21 protein-coding genes are annotated in these 15932 nt (G+C 69.3%); 10 read left to right on the forward strand and 11 right to left on the reverse strand.

Annotated elements, in window-relative coordinates:
* Positions 1 to 58: 58 nt before the first annotated feature.
* Positions 59 to 1231 (reverse strand): MFS transporter, encoded by a 1173-nt coding sequence (locus AVR91_RS39955; RefSeq protein WP_016331220.1) that lies wholly within the window; start codon positions 1229 to 1231, stop codon positions 59 to 61.
* A gap of 195 nt (positions 1232 to 1426) precedes the next feature.
* Positions 1427 to 1744 carry an ArsR/SmtB family transcription factor gene (locus AVR91_RS39960; RefSeq protein ID WP_063271934.1) on the reverse strand — a complete coding sequence of 106 codons (318 nt, stop codon included), beginning with the start codon at positions 1742 to 1744 and terminating at the stop codon, positions 1427 to 1429.
* Between the two features lie 177 nt (positions 1745 to 1921).
* Between AVR91_RS39960 and AVR91_RS39965 the strand changes: the two genes are divergently transcribed.
* Positions 1922 to 3091, forward strand: coding sequence for an MFS transporter (locus AVR91_RS39965; protein WP_063271933.1), 1170 nt, complete (start codon positions 1922 to 1924; stop codon positions 3089 to 3091).
* Between the two features lie 3 nt (positions 3092 to 3094).
* On the opposite strand, the gene AVR91_RS39970 is transcribed toward AVR91_RS39965, so the two are convergent.
* A complete protein-coding gene (locus AVR91_RS39970) occupies positions 3095 to 3283 on the reverse strand; it encodes a DUF1918 domain-containing protein (RefSeq protein WP_016331223.1) in 189 nt (62 codons plus the stop codon).
* A gap of 189 nt (positions 3284 to 3472) precedes the next feature.
* On the opposite strand from AVR91_RS39970, the gene AVR91_RS39975 reads away from it, so the two are divergent.
* The 4 genes from AVR91_RS39975 (at position 3473) to AVR91_RS39990 (ending at position 5598) form a co-directional block, all read left to right on the forward strand.
* Positions 3473 to 3904 carry a TrmH family RNA methyltransferase gene (locus AVR91_RS39975; protein ID WP_211282825.1) on the forward strand — a complete coding sequence of 144 codons (432 nt, stop codon included), beginning with the start codon at positions 3473 to 3475 and terminating at the stop codon, positions 3902 to 3904.
* Positions 3905 to 3926: 22 nt separating this feature from the next.
* The gene (locus tag AVR91_RS39980) at positions 3927 to 4571 is read left to right on the forward strand and encodes a spermine/spermidine synthase domain-containing protein (protein WP_063271932.1); all 645 of its coding nucleotides are present in this window, start codon (positions 3927 to 3929) and stop codon (positions 4569 to 4571) included.
* 72 nt (positions 4572 to 4643) lie between these two features.
* Positions 4644 to 5024 (forward strand): hypothetical protein, encoded by a 381-nt coding sequence (locus tag AVR91_RS39985; protein WP_228709469.1) that lies wholly within the window; start codon positions 4644 to 4646, stop codon positions 5022 to 5024.
* 7 nt (positions 5025 to 5031) lie between these two features.
* On the forward strand, positions 5032 to 5598 hold the full coding sequence (locus AVR91_RS39990; protein WP_063271931.1) for a GNAT family N-acetyltransferase: 567 nt from the start codon (positions 5032 to 5034) through the stop codon (positions 5596 to 5598).
* Here AVR91_RS39990 and AVR91_RS39995 read toward each other — a convergent pair whose 3' ends face one another.
* Positions 5599 to 6186: an HhH-GPD-type base excision DNA repair protein gene (locus AVR91_RS39995; protein ID WP_016331228.1), complete on the reverse strand. Its 588-nt coding sequence runs from the start codon at positions 6184 to 6186 to the stop codon at positions 5599 to 5601. It abuts the gene before it with no gap.
* Positions 6187 to 6224: 38 nt separating this feature from the next.
* Complete coding sequence (locus AVR91_RS40000; protein WP_063271930.1) at positions 6225 to 7103, reverse strand: LysR family transcriptional regulator ArgP; 879 nt, start codon at positions 7101 to 7103, stop codon at positions 6225 to 6227.
* A gap of 66 nt (positions 7104 to 7169) precedes the next feature.
* On the opposite strand from AVR91_RS40000, the gene AVR91_RS40005 reads away from it, so the two are divergent.
* Positions 7170 to 7784 (forward strand): LysE/ArgO family amino acid transporter, encoded by a 615-nt coding sequence (locus tag AVR91_RS40005; RefSeq protein WP_063271929.1) that lies wholly within the window; start codon positions 7170 to 7172, stop codon positions 7782 to 7784.
* Here the strand turns inward: AVR91_RS40005 and AVR91_RS40010 are convergent, their stop codons facing one another.
* Entirely contained in the window at positions 7785 to 8609 is an 825-nt protein-coding gene (locus tag AVR91_RS40010; RefSeq protein ID WP_063271928.1) for an aldo/keto reductase, read from the reverse strand. It lies immediately after the preceding gene.
* A gap of 5 nt (positions 8610 to 8614) precedes the next feature.
* On the reverse strand, positions 8615 to 9454 hold the full coding sequence (locus AVR91_RS40015; protein WP_063271927.1) for a Rossmann-fold NAD(P)-binding domain-containing protein: 840 nt from the start codon (positions 9452 to 9454) through the stop codon (positions 8615 to 8617).
* Positions 9455 to 9569: 115 nt separating this feature from the next.
* On the opposite strand from AVR91_RS40015, the gene AVR91_RS40020 reads away from it, so the two are divergent.
* Both AVR91_RS40020 and AVR91_RS40025 read left to right on the forward strand, forming a co-directional pair.
* Entirely contained in the window at positions 9570 to 10004 is a 435-nt protein-coding gene (locus AVR91_RS40020; protein ID WP_267284151.1) for an Lrp/AsnC family transcriptional regulator, read from the forward strand.
* Between the two features lie 108 nt (positions 10005 to 10112).
* Entirely contained in the window at positions 10113 to 10967 is an 855-nt protein-coding gene (locus AVR91_RS40025; protein WP_063271926.1) for an esterase/lipase family protein, read from the forward strand.
* Between the two features lie 3 nt (positions 10968 to 10970).
* Here the strand turns inward: AVR91_RS40025 and AVR91_RS40030 are convergent, their stop codons facing one another.
* The 3 genes from AVR91_RS40030 to AVR91_RS40040 form a co-directional block, all read right to left on the reverse strand.
* Positions 10971 to 11966 carry a DUF2203 family protein gene (locus tag AVR91_RS40030; protein WP_063271925.1) on the reverse strand — a complete coding sequence of 332 codons (996 nt, stop codon included), beginning with the start codon at positions 11964 to 11966 and terminating at the stop codon, positions 10971 to 10973.
* A 21-nt stretch (positions 11967 to 11987) separates the two neighbouring features.
* Positions 11988 to 12581, reverse strand: a complete 594-nt coding sequence (locus AVR91_RS40035) for a hypothetical protein (RefSeq protein ID WP_063271924.1) — start codon at positions 12579 to 12581, stop codon at positions 11988 to 11990.
* 82 nt (positions 12582 to 12663) lie between these two features.
* A complete protein-coding gene (locus tag AVR91_RS40040) occupies positions 12664 to 13152 on the reverse strand; it encodes a hypothetical protein (protein WP_228708025.1) in 489 nt (162 codons plus the stop codon).
* A gap of 248 nt (positions 13153 to 13400) precedes the next feature.
* On the opposite strand from AVR91_RS40040, the gene AVR91_RS40045 reads away from it, so the two are divergent.
* A complete protein-coding gene (locus AVR91_RS40045; protein WP_016331238.1) occupies positions 13401 to 14624 on the forward strand; it encodes an NADP-dependent isocitrate dehydrogenase in 1224 nt (407 codons plus the stop codon).
* Positions 14625 to 14803: 179 nt separating this feature from the next.
* Entirely contained in the window at positions 14804 to 15109 is a 306-nt protein-coding gene (locus tag AVR91_RS40050; protein ID WP_083650038.1) for a hypothetical protein, read from the forward strand.
* Positions 15110 to 15169: 60 nt separating this feature from the next.
* Here the strand turns inward: AVR91_RS40050 and AVR91_RS40055 are convergent, their stop codons facing one another.
* Positions 15170 to 15913 (reverse strand): MBL fold metallo-hydrolase, encoded by a 744-nt coding sequence (locus AVR91_RS40055; protein WP_063271923.1) that lies wholly within the window; start codon positions 15911 to 15913, stop codon positions 15170 to 15172.
* Between the last annotated feature and the right edge of the window lie 19 nt (positions 15914 to 15932).

Consider the following 15932-nt stretch of genomic DNA (forward strand, 5'->3'; position numbering starts at 1 on the left):
GAAGGCCCCCTTCCCTCGGCTGAGCCGAGGGAAGGGGGCCTTCACGCGCAGTGAGTGGTCAGGAAGCCATCGCGGGCGCCAGGCGTGCTTCGCGGCGGTCCATGCCGCCGGACACCACGGCCAGCGAGAGCCCCAGGACGGCCAGCGACGCGCCGACCCAGTTCGGCGCGACCAGGCCGAAGCCGCCCGCGATCACCAGGCCGCCCAGGTAGGCGCCGATCGAGTTCGCGATGTTGAACGCCGACTGCACGGCCGCGGAGACCAGCGACGGCGTCCCGCCCGCCTTCTCCATGATCCGGGCCTGCATCATCGGGCCGATCATGAATCCGGCGAGGCCGACGAAGAAGATCGTCACCGCCGCGCCGACCTTGCCGTTCGCGGTGAAGGTGAAGATGGCCAGCACCGCGGCCAGGCCGATCAGCGAGACGTAGAGGCTCGGCATCAGCGCCTTGTCGGCGAGCCTGCCGCCGAGGATGTTGCCGATCGTCATGCCGACCCCGGCCAGCGAGAGCAGCAGGGTGACGTTCGAGGGCGAGTAGCCGGTGACGTCGGTCAGCATCGGCGCGATGTAGGACAGGCAGGCGAACACGCCGCCGAGGCCGAAGGTGACGATCGCGAGGGCGAGCCACACCTGCGGACGGCGGAAGGCGCCGAGTTCGCCACGCAGCGACGGCTCGACCGGTTTGCCCTGGTGGGGGACCAGTTTCGCGATCGCGGCCATGGCGAGCAGGCCGATCACGGCGACGACGCCGAAGGTCGCGCGCCAGCCGACCTTCTGGCCGAGCAGCGTGCCCAGCGGCACGCCGACGACGTTGGCCAGGGTCAGGCCCATGAACATCATCGAGACGGCCTTCGCGCGTTCGCCCGGCTTGGCCAGGCTGGACGCGACGACCGCGCCGGCGCCGAAGAACGCGCCGTGCGGCAGGCCGGCGAGGAAGCGGAAGGCGACACCGAACTCCTGGTTCGGCGAGAGCGCGAAGAGGGTGTTGCCGAGCGTGAACAGCCCCATCATCGCCAGCAGCATCGTCTTGCGTGGCAGCCGGACGGCGGCGGCGGTGAGCAGCGGGGCACCGACCACGACGCCGAGGGCGTAGCCGGAGATGAGGTAACCGGCGGACGGGATCGACACGCCGAAGTCCGCGGCGGCTTCGGGCAGTACGCCCATCATGACGAATTCGGTGGTCCCGATGCCGAAGGCACCGATGGCGAGCGCGAGCAGCGCGACGGGCACGGCTCTCCCTTCGAGGGTCGTACGTGAGTAAACGATTACTCGCCCAGCGTCGCGGATGGGGAGCTGAATCGATTTAGGTCTCGGGCACAAAAGAAGACAGCGCGTGCGGCCCCAGCGTCGACGAGCTGTCCTGCGTCCAGTTCAACGGATCGAGGGGCCGTTTGTCATCCCGGTTTCGGGTGAGGCTGACCACCCTCAGCGGCGGGCGGCGAGCACGCCCTGGAGCAGGCCGGGGAACAGCTCGTCGAGATCGTTGCGGCGCAACGAGTTGTATCGGGTGGTGCCCTGCTGGCGGCCCATGATGATGCCCGCTTCGCGCAGTGTGCGCAGGTGATGGGTCAGTGTGGACTTGGTCACGGCGACGTCGAAACCGCTGCACGAGATCTCGGTCTCGGAGGCGGCCAGCTGGCGGACCATGTCGAGGCGGACCGGGTCCGCGAGCGCGGCGAGGACCGCCTCGATCCGGATCTCGTCCTGATCGGGATAGACGTACTGCGGGGTCGTCGCGGCCATCCGTCCATAGTACGACGCCCCTCGAACTTGACGCGAGTTCGTAGTACGGTCACCATCGAACTACGACCACCATCGAACAACGACCCCCGGATCGCCTTTCGCGGGCTAACCGCGATCCGGCGCCGACCTGCGTTTAGCGGGCTAAACGCGATCCGCGGGGTCTGGAGCTGGGGACTCATGACTTTCGCACCACCCAGGACCGCGGTGCTGGCGCTCGGCACCTTCGCGGTCGGCACCAGCGGTTACGTCGTCGCCGGGCTGCTGCCGGCGCTGACCGGCGAGCTCGCGGTCTCCGAGACCGCCGCCGCCCAGCTGGTCACCGCCTTCGCCATCGCGTACGCGGTCGGCTCGCCACTGTTCGCCGCGGTCACCGGCCGCTGGGAACGCCGCACGCTCCTGGTCGCCGCGCTCGTCGTCACCGCCATCGGCAACGCGCTCGCCGCCCTCGCGCCCGGCTACGTGACCCTGCTGCTCGCGCGGGTCGTCACCGCGATCGGCGCGGCGGTCTTCACCCCGGCCGCGAGCGCCGTCGCCGCCGAACTCACCTCGCCCGAACGCCGCGGCCGCGCGGTCGCGCTCGTCTTCGGTGGGCTCACCGTCGCGACGATCTTGGGCGTCCCGCTCGGCAGCGTCCTTTCGCAGAGCGTCGGCTACCAGGCCGTCTTCGCGCTCGTCGCGGCCTTCTCGCTTCTCGGCGCCTTCGCCGTCCGGCTGGTCTTGCCCGCCGTCCCGGCGCCGCCTCCGGTCCGGCTGGCCGAACGCTTCACCGTCGCCAAGGATCCGCGCGTGCTCGCCATGCTCGGCGCGACCGTGCTCGGCTGCCTCGCCGCGTTCTCCGTCTACACCTTCATCTCGCCGGTCCTGTCGGCCACCGCGGGGATCCACGGCACGACGGTCAGCCTGCTGCTGTTCGTCTACGGCGCGGGCGGCGCGCTCGGCAACGTCCTCGGCGGCCGCGCGACCGACCGCTGGGGCGCCAGGGGACCGCTGCTGATCGTGTTCGGCGGGATCACCGTGGTGCTCGCGATGCTGCCGCTGGTGGCGACCACCGTCGCGGGCGCGGCCGTCGTCCTCTTCCTCTGGGGCCTGGCCACCTGGTCGGTCAACCCGCCGATCCAGCACCGGCTGATCGAGCTGTCCAAGCAGAACGCCGGGCTCGTGCTCTCGCTCAACGCGTCCGCGATCTACCTCGGCGTCGGCCTCTCCGGCCTGGTCGGGGGAGCGGTGCTCAGCGGCGGCGGGCCGCTCCTGCTGCCCGAGATCGCGGCGGTGCTGACCGCGCTCGGCGCGGCCGTGGTCGTGGCGGGCTGGCGAAGCCGCGTGAAGCAGCCCGCCATGGCCGAGTGACGGCTACTCGGCGCGCGCCTGGACTTCGCAGTCGGGGCCGGGGAAGACCAGCCCTTCGTGTCCGTCCGCGAACCGGACGAGATACGGCGGGGCACCGTGTTCGCCGCGTACCTCGAGGATCTCGCCGCGTTGTTCGGCCGAGCCCACCGTGCGTCCGTGCACGTGGATCTCGTCTCCGACGGTCGCCTGCATGAGAATCACCTCCGACGTTTCAAGGTTAGGAGCGTCGGGGTGATCCCGCTACAGTGTCGGCATGATCCTCGAAATCCTTGGAGGCGCGACGCCTCACGTCCGGTGAGCCCGTCGATCCGGGTCCGCACGCCCTCGGAGTTGCGTGCGGCCAGAAGAAGGAAATCCCATTCCTGCTGGGGTCATCTCGTCGTGGCACCGCTGTGGCCACTGCACGGCGCGAACCTCGGCACCCTGCTGCGGACCTGCGACGCCGTGGGTGCTTGCCTTGCCGTGCCGAGGTTTCCCTGGGTGCCGGAGGCGCTGCGCCGGGGGAACACGTTGCGGCGTCCGGCTTGTGTGCACTGGGTGCACGATCCACCCGGCTGGCTGACGCGGGAGAAGGCGGCGGGCTCGGCGATCGTCGGCGTCGAACTCGCCGACGAAGCCGTGCGCCTCGCCGATCTCCCGCCCGCGCGGGGGCGGACGATCGCCGTGCTCGGCCATGAGCAGCAGGGGATTCCGCCGGAAGCGCTCGACCTTCTCGACACCGTCGTCGAAATCCCGATGGTGGGCACCGGGGCGAGTCTCAACGTCGCCGTCGCGGGCAGCCTGGTGTTGTACAAATTGGCGGGCTTGCTCTGACCGTCGTCGATAGGCTGCCCGGATGACCGACGTACTCGACAAGGTGGCCGGGAAGAGCGGCGAATTGGTGCTCCGCAAGGCGGGTGACGATTTCGAGGTCATCGCCAACGGCGTCTTCCTGATGGACACCCGTAACGGTGAATCCGAACGGTTGCTCGTCTCGGTGGCGGCCGATCTGGTGCCGGGCAAGTCGCGGATGCTGATCGGCGGCCTCGGCGTCGGCTATTCGCTGCGCGCCGCGCTGGATCATCCCGGCGTCGGCGAGGTCGTGGTCGTCGAGCGTGAGCCCGCCGTGATCGGCTGGAACCGCGAGGGCCCGCTCAAGGACGTCCACGACGACGCCCTGTCCGACGAACGGGTCACCGTGGTCGAGGCCGACCTGGTGAAGTGGTTGCGCCGGACGGAAGAGCGGTTCGACGCGCTGTGCCTCGACATCGACAACGGTCCTGAGTGGACGGTCACCGACGGCAACGCGAAGTTGTACTCCGAGGCCGGGCTCGACCTGCTCACCGCGCGGCTGCGGCCGGGCGGGGTGCTCGCGGTGTGGAGCGCCGAGTCTGTGCCGTCGTTCGCGAAACGGCTTCGGGCGCGGTTCGGCGAGGTGCGGGAGCTGAAGATCCCGGTGCCGCAAGGGGAACCGGACGTGCTGTGGTTCGCCCGGGTGTAGCCGACGCCGCGCGCGTCAACGCCGGCTGGTGTGAGGTGGTGTGACGGGATCGACACCTCGCGGAGCTGCGCGGTGAAGGACAGCTTCGGCTGCCTGGATCTCGCAAGCGAAGGTTTCGAGGTGCTCTTCGAGGCCACGTGGATCACGCGGATGGCCGACGTGCCGCTCGAACCGGGCTGGGCCCGGGTCGGCGGCCCGTTCGACGATCCGTCCGTCGCCGTTTGGTCGAACGGCGTCGCCGGGGTGACGGCCAATCGTGACGGCGGCTTCGCCGGACTGTCCAATTTGTACACTCAGGGCGACCTGGACGCGGCCTGGCGCGGCGCGACCTCGGCCGTCACGGCGAGCTTCCCCGGCCTGCCGATCACGGGCTACGAACACGGCGAAGACCTCGACGCCGCCCTCCGCAACGGCTACACGGCGCTGGGGCCGCTGCGGGTCTGGCTGAAATGATCGCGGCATGGAGATCACGACCTGGCACCTCGAACAGACCTCGCCGGACGACCTGAGCGCGGCGAAGCCGCCGGCCGTCCCGGTGACGGTCACCCGCGCCGAGCTGGTCAGCCCGGAGCTGAATCGCTACCTCTACACCGCGGTCGGCGGCGACTGGTTCTGGATCGACCGGCTCGGCTGGTCGTGGCCGCGGTGGATCGAGTGGCTGGACAGGCCGGGCGTCGAGACCTGGGTGGCGTACGCGCAGGGGACGCCGTGCGGGTACTTCGAACTCGACGGCACTGTCGAGGGCGAAGTGGAACTCGCGTACTTCGGCCTGATGTCGTCCTTCGTCGGCAAGGGCCTCGGAGGGCATCTGCTGACCGTCGCGCTCCGGGAGGCGTGGGCGCTCGCGGAGCGCTGGCCGGGCAAGACGCCGACGCGCCGCGTCACGGTCCACACCTGCACCACCGATGGCCCGGCCGCGCTCAAGAACTACCAGGCACGCGGCTTCCGGCTGTTCCGCACCGAGGTCGAGCAGGCCGAACTGCCCGCCGAGACACCGGGACCGTGGCCGGGAGCCGGGAAGAAGTAGCTACTTCGCCGGAGCCTTGGCGGCCGCCTTCGCCGCCTTCTTGAACGCGCGCACCTCACCGAGGGTCTTCGCGTCGACGACGTCGGCGATCGAACGCCGGGAGCCGCGGTCGCCGTACGCGCCGGCGGCGGCACGCCAGCCCTTGGGCTGCACGCCGAGCTGCTTGCCGAGCAACGCGAGGAAGATCGCGGCCTTCTGGTCGCCGTAGCCGGGCAGTGCCTTGAGCCGCTTGAGGACTTCGGGGCCGTCCGGTTTGGGCCGCCCGGCGGTCCAGATCCCGGCCGCGTCGCCGTCGTAGACCTCGACGACGTGCTGGGCGAGATCCTTCACCCGGCGGGCCATCGAGCCGCCGTAGCGGTGGATCGCGGGCGGCACCACGCACAGTTCGACGAAGGTCTCGGTGTCCATCGCGTGGATCTTCTTGATGTCGAAACCGTCCATCCGGTCCGCGATCTTCTGCGGGCCGCGGAACGCGTGTTCCATCGGGAACTGCTGGTCGAGGAGCATCCCGACGAGCAGCGCGAACGGGTCTTCGGTGAGCAGCCGATCCGCTTCCTCGTCCCCGACCAGGTGCAATGCGCGCGTCATACGCCCAGGATCTCACGACCGGCCCGGTGCGCGCGTCCTCATCCGTGTGGGTCGACCAGCAGGTCCGCGGCGGCGGTGGTGACGGCGCCCGACACCGCGGCCAGTGCGGGGGAGTCGAGTTTCCACTGCTGCCAGAACAGCGGTACGTCGATCGGGTGATCCGGGTCGAGGCACACGAAGGTGCCGTCACGCAGGCGGTCGCCGATCTGCGCGAGCGGCACCATGCCCCAGCCCATCCCGGCCGCGACGGCGTCGAAGAACCCTTCGGACGACGGGACGTAGTGCCGCAGCGAGCTCGCGATCGTGCCACGCTCGCGTGCGAAGCGGTCCTGAAGGTCGTCACGGCGGTCGAAGACGACGACGGGTGCTTCGGCGAGGTCGAGGTCCGTGCCGAGCTCCGGGCTCACGACGGCCAGGTAGCGCATGTGCCCGAGCCGGTGCACCGAACATCCCGCGACCGGATCGGGTGACGACGTCACGGCGGCCATCACCAGACCCTCCCGCAGCAGGGTCGTGGTGTGGTCCTGATCCTCGCGATGCAGCTCGAAGCAGATCTTCTGCTCGGGCGGCACCCGCGTGAGGGCGGGCAGGAACCAGGTCGCCAGCGAATCCGCGTTGACCGCGATCGGCAGCCGGACCGGTTCGTCGCCGGCGGTCAGGCCGAGTTCGGCCCGGGTGTCGGCCTCCAGCAGGGCCATCTGACGGCCGAACCGCACCACCGCCTGCCCGGATTCAGTCAGCCGCACCGGTTTCGTGCGGATGAGCAGGACGAGGCCGGTGCGCTGTTCGAGCGCCTTGACGCGCTGGCTGATCGCCGACGGGGTCACGTGCAGTGCCGAGGCCGCCGCGTCGAACGTGCCTTCGTCGGCGACCACCAGCAGCGTGCGGACCAGGTCGAGCGGCAGATCTGTCATCACGAACGCTAATCTTACGTAAGAATCTTTAGCTGTACTGTTGACGAGCGGCTTCCTAGCCTGGTCCCTATGGGAGACGTTCTGCTCAGCGCGGGCGCCGGATTCGGCGCCACCATGGCCCTCATCGTCGCGATCGGCGCGCAGAACGCGTTCGTACTACGCCAGGGCATCCGTCGTGAGGCGGTCCTCGTGGTGGTGCTGATCTGCATCTTCTCGGACGCCATCCTGGTCAGCCTCGGCGTCGGCGGGGTCGGCGCGCTGGTGGGGACGTCACCCGAAGCGCTGACCGTCGTCGCCCTGATCGGCGGCGCCTTCCTGCTTTGCTACGGAGCTCTCGCGGCCCGCCGCGCGTTCAAGCCGTCCACGCTGGAGACCACCGGCCCGGAGACCGGCGGATCGCTGCGCCGCATCGTGCTGACCACCCTGGCGATCACGTGGCTGAACCCGCACGTCTACCTCGACACCCTCCTCCTGCTCGGCGCGATCGCGGCCGGGCACGGCAGCGACCGATGGGCGTTCGGCGTCGGTGCCGTATCGGCCAGCGTGCTGTGGTTCCTCGCGCTCGGTTTCGGCGCGCGGCTGCTCAGCGGGTTCTTCCGCAAGCCGTCGTCGTGGCGGGTGCTGGACGGGCTGGTCGCCGCGACGATGATCGGCCTCGGCGTGGCGCTGGTGGCCGGCGCCTGATCACGGCAGGCGGGCCAGCTCGCCGTCGGTGAGCACGAGATCGGCCGCGGCCGCCGAATCGCGGATCGTGGCGGGTCTCGTCGAGCCGGGGATCGCGATCATCGACGGCGATTTCGCGAGCAGCCAGGCCAGGCACACCCGCTGGGGGCTGACGCCGCGTTCCTCCGCCACGGCACGGAATTCCGCGCCGATCCCGCGGAGCGGGCCCCACGGCAGATACGCGAGCCCCAGTTCGGTGCACAGCGCCAGCTCCGGTTCGTGCACCAGATGCGCGGGCGCGTGCTCGTTCTGCACCGAAACCAGTGTCTCGCCGAGGATCTCCCGTGCTTCGAGGATCTGTGCCCGTGACACGTTGGAAATCCCGGCGAGCCGGATCTTGCCTTCGTCGGCCAGCTCCTTGATCGCGCCGACGGACTCCGCCCACGGCACGTTCTCGTCGGGTTTGTGCAGCTGGTACAGCCCGATGGCGTCGACGCCGAGCCGCTTCAGCGAGCCCTCGCAGGCCGCCTTTAGGTGCGCGGGAGTCCCGGTGACGGTCCACGAGCCGTCACCGGGACGGCCGCGCCCGCCCTTCGTCGCCACGAGCACCTCGCCCGCTCCACTGTGGACGGACAGTGCGGCGGCGATCAGCTCCTCGTTGTGGCCGATCTCGTCCGCGTGCCAGTGGTAGGAGTCGGCCGTGTCGATCAGCGTGACCCCGGCGTCGAGCGCGGCGTGGATCGTGGCGATCGCGCGATCCCGATCCGGACGGCCCTCGATCGACAGCGGCATCGCGCCAAGGCCGATCGCGCTCACTTCGACGTCTCCGATGCTGCGGTAACGCATGGGGGTCAAGCCTTTCTGAGTTCTTCGACGGCTTCGCCGAGCCAGTCGGTGGTGGTGGAGAAGGAGAAGCCGAGGCCGGTCGCGCGCGAGGTGTCCAAGACGGCGTAGCGGTCGAAGGAGAACGGTGAGGCCTCCTGCTCGACGACTCGAAACCGTGGCTCCGTGCTGATGGCGGCGGCGAGATCGAGCGCCGACAGTTCCCCGTGCGAGCCGGCGTTGACCGGACCGGTGAAGCCCGCGAGCGTGGCCCAGGTCAGGAAGTCCGCGATTTCACGCGCGTGGATGAACGTCGAGGGGCGTGGATCCGCGTGGATGTCGACCGCGTCGCCGGCGTCCAGCCGTTCGACGTAATGCCGCAGCCGTCCGGTGAAGTCTTCGCCGCCGAGCACGTGCGCGACGCGTACCGAGACGAACGGCGTGTCTCCCGCCGAGAAGACCGCTTCGGCCTGTCGCTTGCCTTCGCCGTACTCGTACTCGGGAAGTTCGAGGTCGACGTTCGCCGGGGCGACCAGCGATTCGGTCATCGGGGTCTCCGTCCGGACCTGGTCGTAGACCTCGATCGTGGACGTCATCACGTAGCGGTCCGTACGCAGGACGCGACGCGCGATCTCCGCCTGGACCGGCGTGTAGCAGACCTGGTCGAGGACGACGTCGAACGAACGAGAACCCAGAGCGGCTTTGAGTCCGGCTTCGTCGTCGCGGTCGGCGATCAGGTGGGCGACGCCGGACGGCGCGGGCGTGGAGCCGCGGTTGAGGACGGTGATGTCCATCCCGGCATCGCACAGCCGCTCGACCACCCCGCGGCCGAAGTACCGGCTTCCGCCGAGAACGAGCACTTTCTTCATGGACACCAGTGTTACGGTGGTGATCCAGGTGTTTGAAGGGGAAAACATGGGTGAAATGGCGGGATCGCTGAAAGATTCTCGGCCGAATCGAGGATCCACTGAAAGCTCACTGGACGTGATCGATCGGCGACTTCTCGAACTCCTCCAGGAGGAAGGCCGCATCACCCTGAGTGAACTCGGGCGCCGTGTCTCGCTGAGCCCCGCCGCCGTCGGCGAACGCGTCAAACGCCTCGAAGCCGACGGCACGATCACCGGCTACGCGGCACTCGTTTCGCCGTCCGGGATCGGTCTCGGGCTGCGGGCGTTCGTGCGGATGGCACCGCACGGCGGGTTCACCGTCCGGCATCCGCGCACCCGGAAGATCATGGACCGCCCCGAAATCCTCGAGCTGCACCATGTGGTGGGCGAGGACTGCTGGATCCTGAAGATCGCCGTGCGCGACACGGGCCACCTGGAAGAACTGCTGGAGGACCTGTCCGCGCTCGGCTCCACGACGACGTCGATCGTCATGTCGAGCCCGATCGAAAGGCGAGTGCTGCTGCCCTTGTGATCCATCACAAGAGTTGGCGCGTAAGTCTGGTCGTTCTCCCGGTTCCGGTCGTCGATTTGTGACGCATGATGACTCGCATCACATACTGACGAGTAACCGGAGGCAGGGATGCGGGCTCGGATCCTCACCACGCTTGTCGCGGCCTTGACGTTCACGATCGCCGTCCCGGCGGTGGCGAGCGCGGCGCCGTCGAGCGGTTGGAACGACTGGTCGTGCGAACCGAGCGCGAGCCATCCCGAGCCCGTCGTGCTGGTGCACGGCCTCGGCGGCAACGCGACGACGAACTGGTTCTACCACGCGCCGAAGCTCAAGGACGCCGGCTACTGCGTCTATTCGCTGACCTACGGCTCCACCGTCCTGGGTGGACAGTTGTTCGGCGGGCTCGCCTCGATGCGGAAGAGCGCGGCCGAACTCGGCGCGTTCGTCGACCGCGTGCGCACGAGCACCGGCGCGGACAAGGTCGACATCGTCGGGCATTCCGAGGGGACGACGATGCCCGCGTACTACCTCAAATTCGAGGGAGGCGCGGAGAAGGTGAAGCATTTCGTCGGCTTCGGCTCGAACTTCAAGGGCACGTCGCTCAACGGCTTCTCCGAGCTGGCGAAGGCCGTGCTTTCGCTGCCCGGGATCGACCTGCTCGCCGACGGCGTGTGCGGGGCGTGCCGCGAATACCTGGCGCCATCCGCGTTCCTCGACGACCTCGCCCGCGGCGGGGTGAGCGTGCCCGGGCCGACGTACACGAGCATCGTGAGCCGGCACGATCGAGTGGTCACGCCGTACACCAGCGGCGTGCTCGGCGAGCCGGGCACGACCGACATCGTGTTGCAGGACCGTTGTGGCGTGGACGTTTCCGGGCACCTCAGCCAGGCGATCGACCCGAACGTGACGAGCCTGATCCTCAAGGCGCTCGACCCGGAGAACGCCCCGGCGCCGAAGTGCGTGCCGTTCTTCGCGCCCCTGTAGACCTCAGGGCCTGGTCGCGTGCACCACGAACACCGACCGGACCCGATCCTCGGACTCGACGTCGAGCCGCTTCACCGTCACCTCGGTGAAGCCGGCCTCGGCGGCCAGTTCCGCCGCGTCGTCCTCGGTTTCCGGCAGCTTCAGGTCGGCGGGGACGATCGCGGCGAACGCCTCCGACGGCCGGAACGCCGACGCGATCGGCAGGCTGAACCCGACCCGTCCACCGGGGCGCAGCGCGCGCAGCCAGTCGCGCAGGGCGGCCGCGCCGAGGAAATGCAGCGAAGACGCGCACAGCACGGCGTCCGCGCCCTCGTCCTCCACCGGCGACGGGACCGCGGAAGCGACCTGCCAGGTGATGCGCTTGCCGGGATCGTGGGTCGCCGCCTTCGCCTCGGCCCGGGCGATCATGCCCGGCGAGATGTCGATCGCCAGCACTTCGCCCGGCTCCAGGCGCAGCGCGGCGAACGCGGCCACCCCGGTCCCGGTCGCGACGTCGAGAACCCGTTCGGGGGCCGTGCGGCCGAGACCGTCGACGAGCGCGTCGGCGACCAAGCCGTGGAAGGTGTCTTCGTCGTAGTGCGCGGCGATGCCGTCGAACAGCCCGGCCGCGATCTCCTCGCTCACCACCCCGACCTTATCCGGGAGGCGGCGGCGCCCGGCGAAACCCAGGTCGGCGCGGTGATACCAGGACAGCTCCGGGTCGCCTTCGAGCCAGCACAGCAGGACGTCGACGCCGTCGAGCTCGGCGGGGAAGTCGATCAGGAGCGGGGCGAACCCCTTCAGCTCCGCACCCGTCCGCTGGACGGTGGTCATCAGGTCGTCCAGCCGGGCCTGCGCGGCCTTCCATTCCGGCATCCCGCCGAGCGTGGTCTCCCGGCCGCCGGGGCGCAGGGAAGCGGCGAGCTCGGCCGCGTCGGCGCGGAGCCGGACGAGCTCGTCGAGCACCGGGCGTAGCCGGGCGAGCTCGGCGCGGGCTTCGGGAACGGTGAACAGACCCATACGCCGATGGTCCCAGCCCGCTCAGCGGCGCCTCCGGGCGAGTCTCGACGCGAGACCCGCACCGATCAGGAGGAAGCCGGTCGCGAGCAGGCCGCCGATGAACAGCCAGCTCGTGACGCCGTAGGTGACGTCGTTCTGCGGCAACAGTTTCACCAGCCGGAAGCCCCACTCCGGCACGGCGATGGTGGCCACGCCGGGGGCGACGCCCCAGACGAGGCCGCCGAGGATCGGGCCGGTCGCCGAGAGCGCGCCGAGCAGCCCGACGGCCAGCAGGAGGATCCCGCCGCCCACGAGCAGGCCGATGCTGAAGACGTCACGCTGGGTGCTGAGCGTCGCCTGGACGAGCATCTGCTGCCGCAGCCCGCCCCACGACAGCAGGCCGAGGGCGACCGGCGTCAGGATCAGGCCACCCGCGCCGCTGAGGACACGCCGCACGCCTCGGCCGGCGCGCGGGTCTTCGGCGCCCAGGTCGTCGTCGAACGGCTCGTACGGTTCGTAGGACTCGACGTCCTCGTACGGCCTCCGGGGGTCTCGCGGGTGTTCGGGCTGTTCGTACTCGCCGTACTCCTGGTAGTCCTCGTCGTCGTACTCCGCGACGTACCGGTGCGATGACATGGGCGGGTCACCTCCCTGACCCGGACTACGGATTCCGCCCCCCTCCGGTTCACTTTGATCTCCGCGGAGCGCGTTTAGCCCGCTAAACGCGATTTGAGCGACGCCGCGAGAGGGTGCCCACCAGACCTGCCCCGATCAACAGGAAACCGCTCCCGACCAGCGCGCCCATCACCAGCCAGGTCACCAGGCCGACACCGAGGCCGCTGCCGCCGATGTCGTAGATGACGCTCATGACGTCGCGCGGGCTCAGGAGGAACCCCACGCCCGGCAGCACACCCCACACCAGCCCGCCCAGCACCGGCCCGAGCCCGGACAACGCCCCGAGGAACGCGACACCGAGCAGGAGCAGGCCGCCCAGGAACAGGAGGACGATGCCGAGCGGGTCCTCGATGACGGACAGGGAGCGCGAGAAACCCCGCTGGAGCAGCGTGCCGCCGTAGATGGTCACGCCGAGCGCGACCGGCGTGAGCAGGAAACCGCCGAGCCCGCTGATCACCCGGGGCACCGCGCGGCTGCTTTGCCTAGGCTGGACGTACGGCGCCGGCTGCACGGCGTAGGGGTCGGTGGTCATGAAGTCCGCCTTTCCGGTGGCCGACGTGCCGATTGTCGGGTTCGGTTCGATGATGACGCGGTCGCCACCGTTCCCGTGACGGCCGGATGGCCGTCGCGCGACCGGGTGACGTCGGACACATCCGCCTCGTGGAGACTTGATACCGACCACTACTGGAACCATCCAGGACCGTTAAGCAGTACGCTTGTACCGCTACCGGAGAGACTGAAGAAGAAACGCGAAAATCCGCGGAAGGAGCACCGCTGCTCATGGCCAAGATCAAGGTCCAGGGCACCGTCGTCGAGCTCGACGGTGATGAGATGACCCGCATCATTTGGCAGTTCATCAAGGACAGGCTGATCCACCCGTACCTGGACGTGAACCTGGAGTACTACGACCTGGGCATCGAGGAGCGGGACCGCACCGACGACCAGATCACCGTCGACTCCGCCAACGCGATCAAGAAGCACGGCGTCGGCGTCAAGTGCGCCACGATCACGCCGGACGAGGCGCGCGTCGAAGAATTCGGCCTGAAGAAGATGTGGCTGTCGCCCAACGGGACGATCCGCAACATCCTCGGCGGCGTGATCTTCCGCGAGCCGATCGTCATCCAGAACATCCCGCGCCTGGTACCGGGCTGGACCAAGCCGATCATCATCGGCCGTCACGCGCACGGTGACCAGTACAAGGCGACCAACTTCAAGGTCCCCGGCCCGGGCACGCTGACCATGACCTACACCCCGGCCGACGGTTCCGAGCCGATGGAGTTCCAGGTCGCGCAGTACCCCGAGGGCGGCGGCGTCGCCATGGGGATGTTCAACTTCCGCAAGTCCATCGAGGACTTCGCGCGTGCCTCGCTGCAGTACGGCCTCGACCGCGAGTACCCGGTCTACATGTCGACCAAGAACACCATCCTGAAGGCCTACGACGGCATGTTCAAGGACGTGTTCGAGGAGATCTACCAGGCCGAGTTCAAGGCCGACTTCGACGCCAAGGGCATCACCTACGAGCACCGCCTGATCGACGACATGGTCGCCGCGGCGATGAAGTGGGAGGGCGGCTACGTCTGGGCCTGCAAGAACTACGACGGTGACGTGCAGTCCGACACGGTCGCGCAGGGCTTCGGCTCGCTGGGCCTGATGACCTCGGTGCTGCGCACCCCGGACGGCAAGACCGTCGAGGCCGAGGCCGCGCACGGCACGGTGACCCGGCACTACCGCCAGCACCAGCAGGGCAAGCCGACCTCGACGAACCCGATCGCGTCCATCTTCGCGTGGACCCGTGGCCTCGAGCACCGCGGCAAGCTGGACTCGAACCCGGAGCTGATCGGCTTCGCGAACAAGCTGGAGCAGGTCGTCATCGAGACCGTCGAGAGCGGCAAGATGACCAAGGACCTCGCGCTGCTCATCAGCAAGGACCAGGCGTTCCAGACCACCGAGGAGTTCCTCGCGACGCTGGACGCCAACCTGGCCAAGAAGATCGCCCAGGGCTGAGTCGCGTAAGCGTTTGAAGGCCCCCTTCCCTCGCGGAAGGGGGCCTTTTCGCGCTGTGACGGTGGGTAGCGGGGTTGGCGCCTCCGGGTGGTAGGCGATCCGGGATCTGGGCGACCGCCCCGGCTTCTGCCACTCTGGACCGGACGGAAAACGATTCCCTTGTTCGAGGAGTGACCATCATGGCCATCTCGAAACCGGTCCTGTTCATCGGTGGTGGACTGGCGCTGATCGTCGTCGTCGCCATCTCGGGACAGGACAGGGAGTCGAGCGCGTCGAGCCCGACCGGTTGCCAGGTCGTGGTGACCGCGGACGTGCTCAACGCGCGCGACGCCCCCGGTGGGCAGAAGATCGTCGGCAAGTACGTCAAGGACGCGAAGATCGACGCGCAGCCGGTGGTCGAGAACGGCTTCCGCAAGATCGCCGAGGGCAAATGGGTTTCGGCCGAGTTCGCGCCCCCGGTCGAAGGGTCGAAATGTGGCCCGTGACCTGCGATTTCGCGTTTAGCCCGCTAACTGCGACGTGCGCTCTGACCTGCGGGATCGCGTTTAGCCCGCTAAACGCAGGTGGGTGCCTTCCGCCGCCGCCAGGACCTCGCCGCTGAACTCTTTCCGCGCTTCGGCCACCGAGATCCCGCGGTCGGACCCGGGCCAGAAGTGGGTGAGCAGCAGCCGCCGGGCGCCGCCGCGCTCGGCCCAGTACCCGGCCTCGCCCGCCGTCGACACCAGGCGTGGCGTCTCGTCGGGGGAGGGGCCTTGGAGCGTGGCGTCGGCGATGAGCAGGTCGGCGTCGCGTGCCAGCTCCGCGATGATCGGGCTGGGCCCGCTGTCTCCGGTGTAGGCGACGGTGAGCCCGGGCGCGGTCAGCCGGATCCCGTAGTTCGGCACGTGGTGCGGCAGCAGGAACGTCGCCATCCGGAAGGGCCCGACCTCGCGCGGCGGGCCGAGTTCGTGCACGTCGAAGATCGTCGTCGGATGCGGGCGCGGCTCCATGGCTTCGAGCCGTCGCACCGTGCCCGGCGTGCAGTGCAGCGGGATCCTCGGCTCGTCCGGCAGCCCGTAGGCGCGGGCCCGGCCCAGCGCGCTCACGTCGGCGCAGTGATCGGGATGCTCGTGCGTCACCACCACCGCGTCGACCCGGCCTCCGGGGCAGTGCCCGAACAGCCGTGACGCGGCCCCGTAGCCGAGGTCGAGCACCACCTTGAAGCCTTCGTGGACCAGGAGGAAGCCGGCGCAGGCCAGGCCGGGTTCGGGCCAGGCGCCGCAGCTGCCCAGCACGGTCAGCTCGCTCATGCGCGCAGTCTCCCAGTGC

The sequence above is a fragment of the Amycolatopsis keratiniphila subsp. keratiniphila genome (genome assembly GCF_001620365.2).
Classification (GTDB): domain Bacteria; phylum Actinomycetota; class Actinomycetes; order Mycobacteriales; family Pseudonocardiaceae; genus Amycolatopsis; species Amycolatopsis keratiniphila.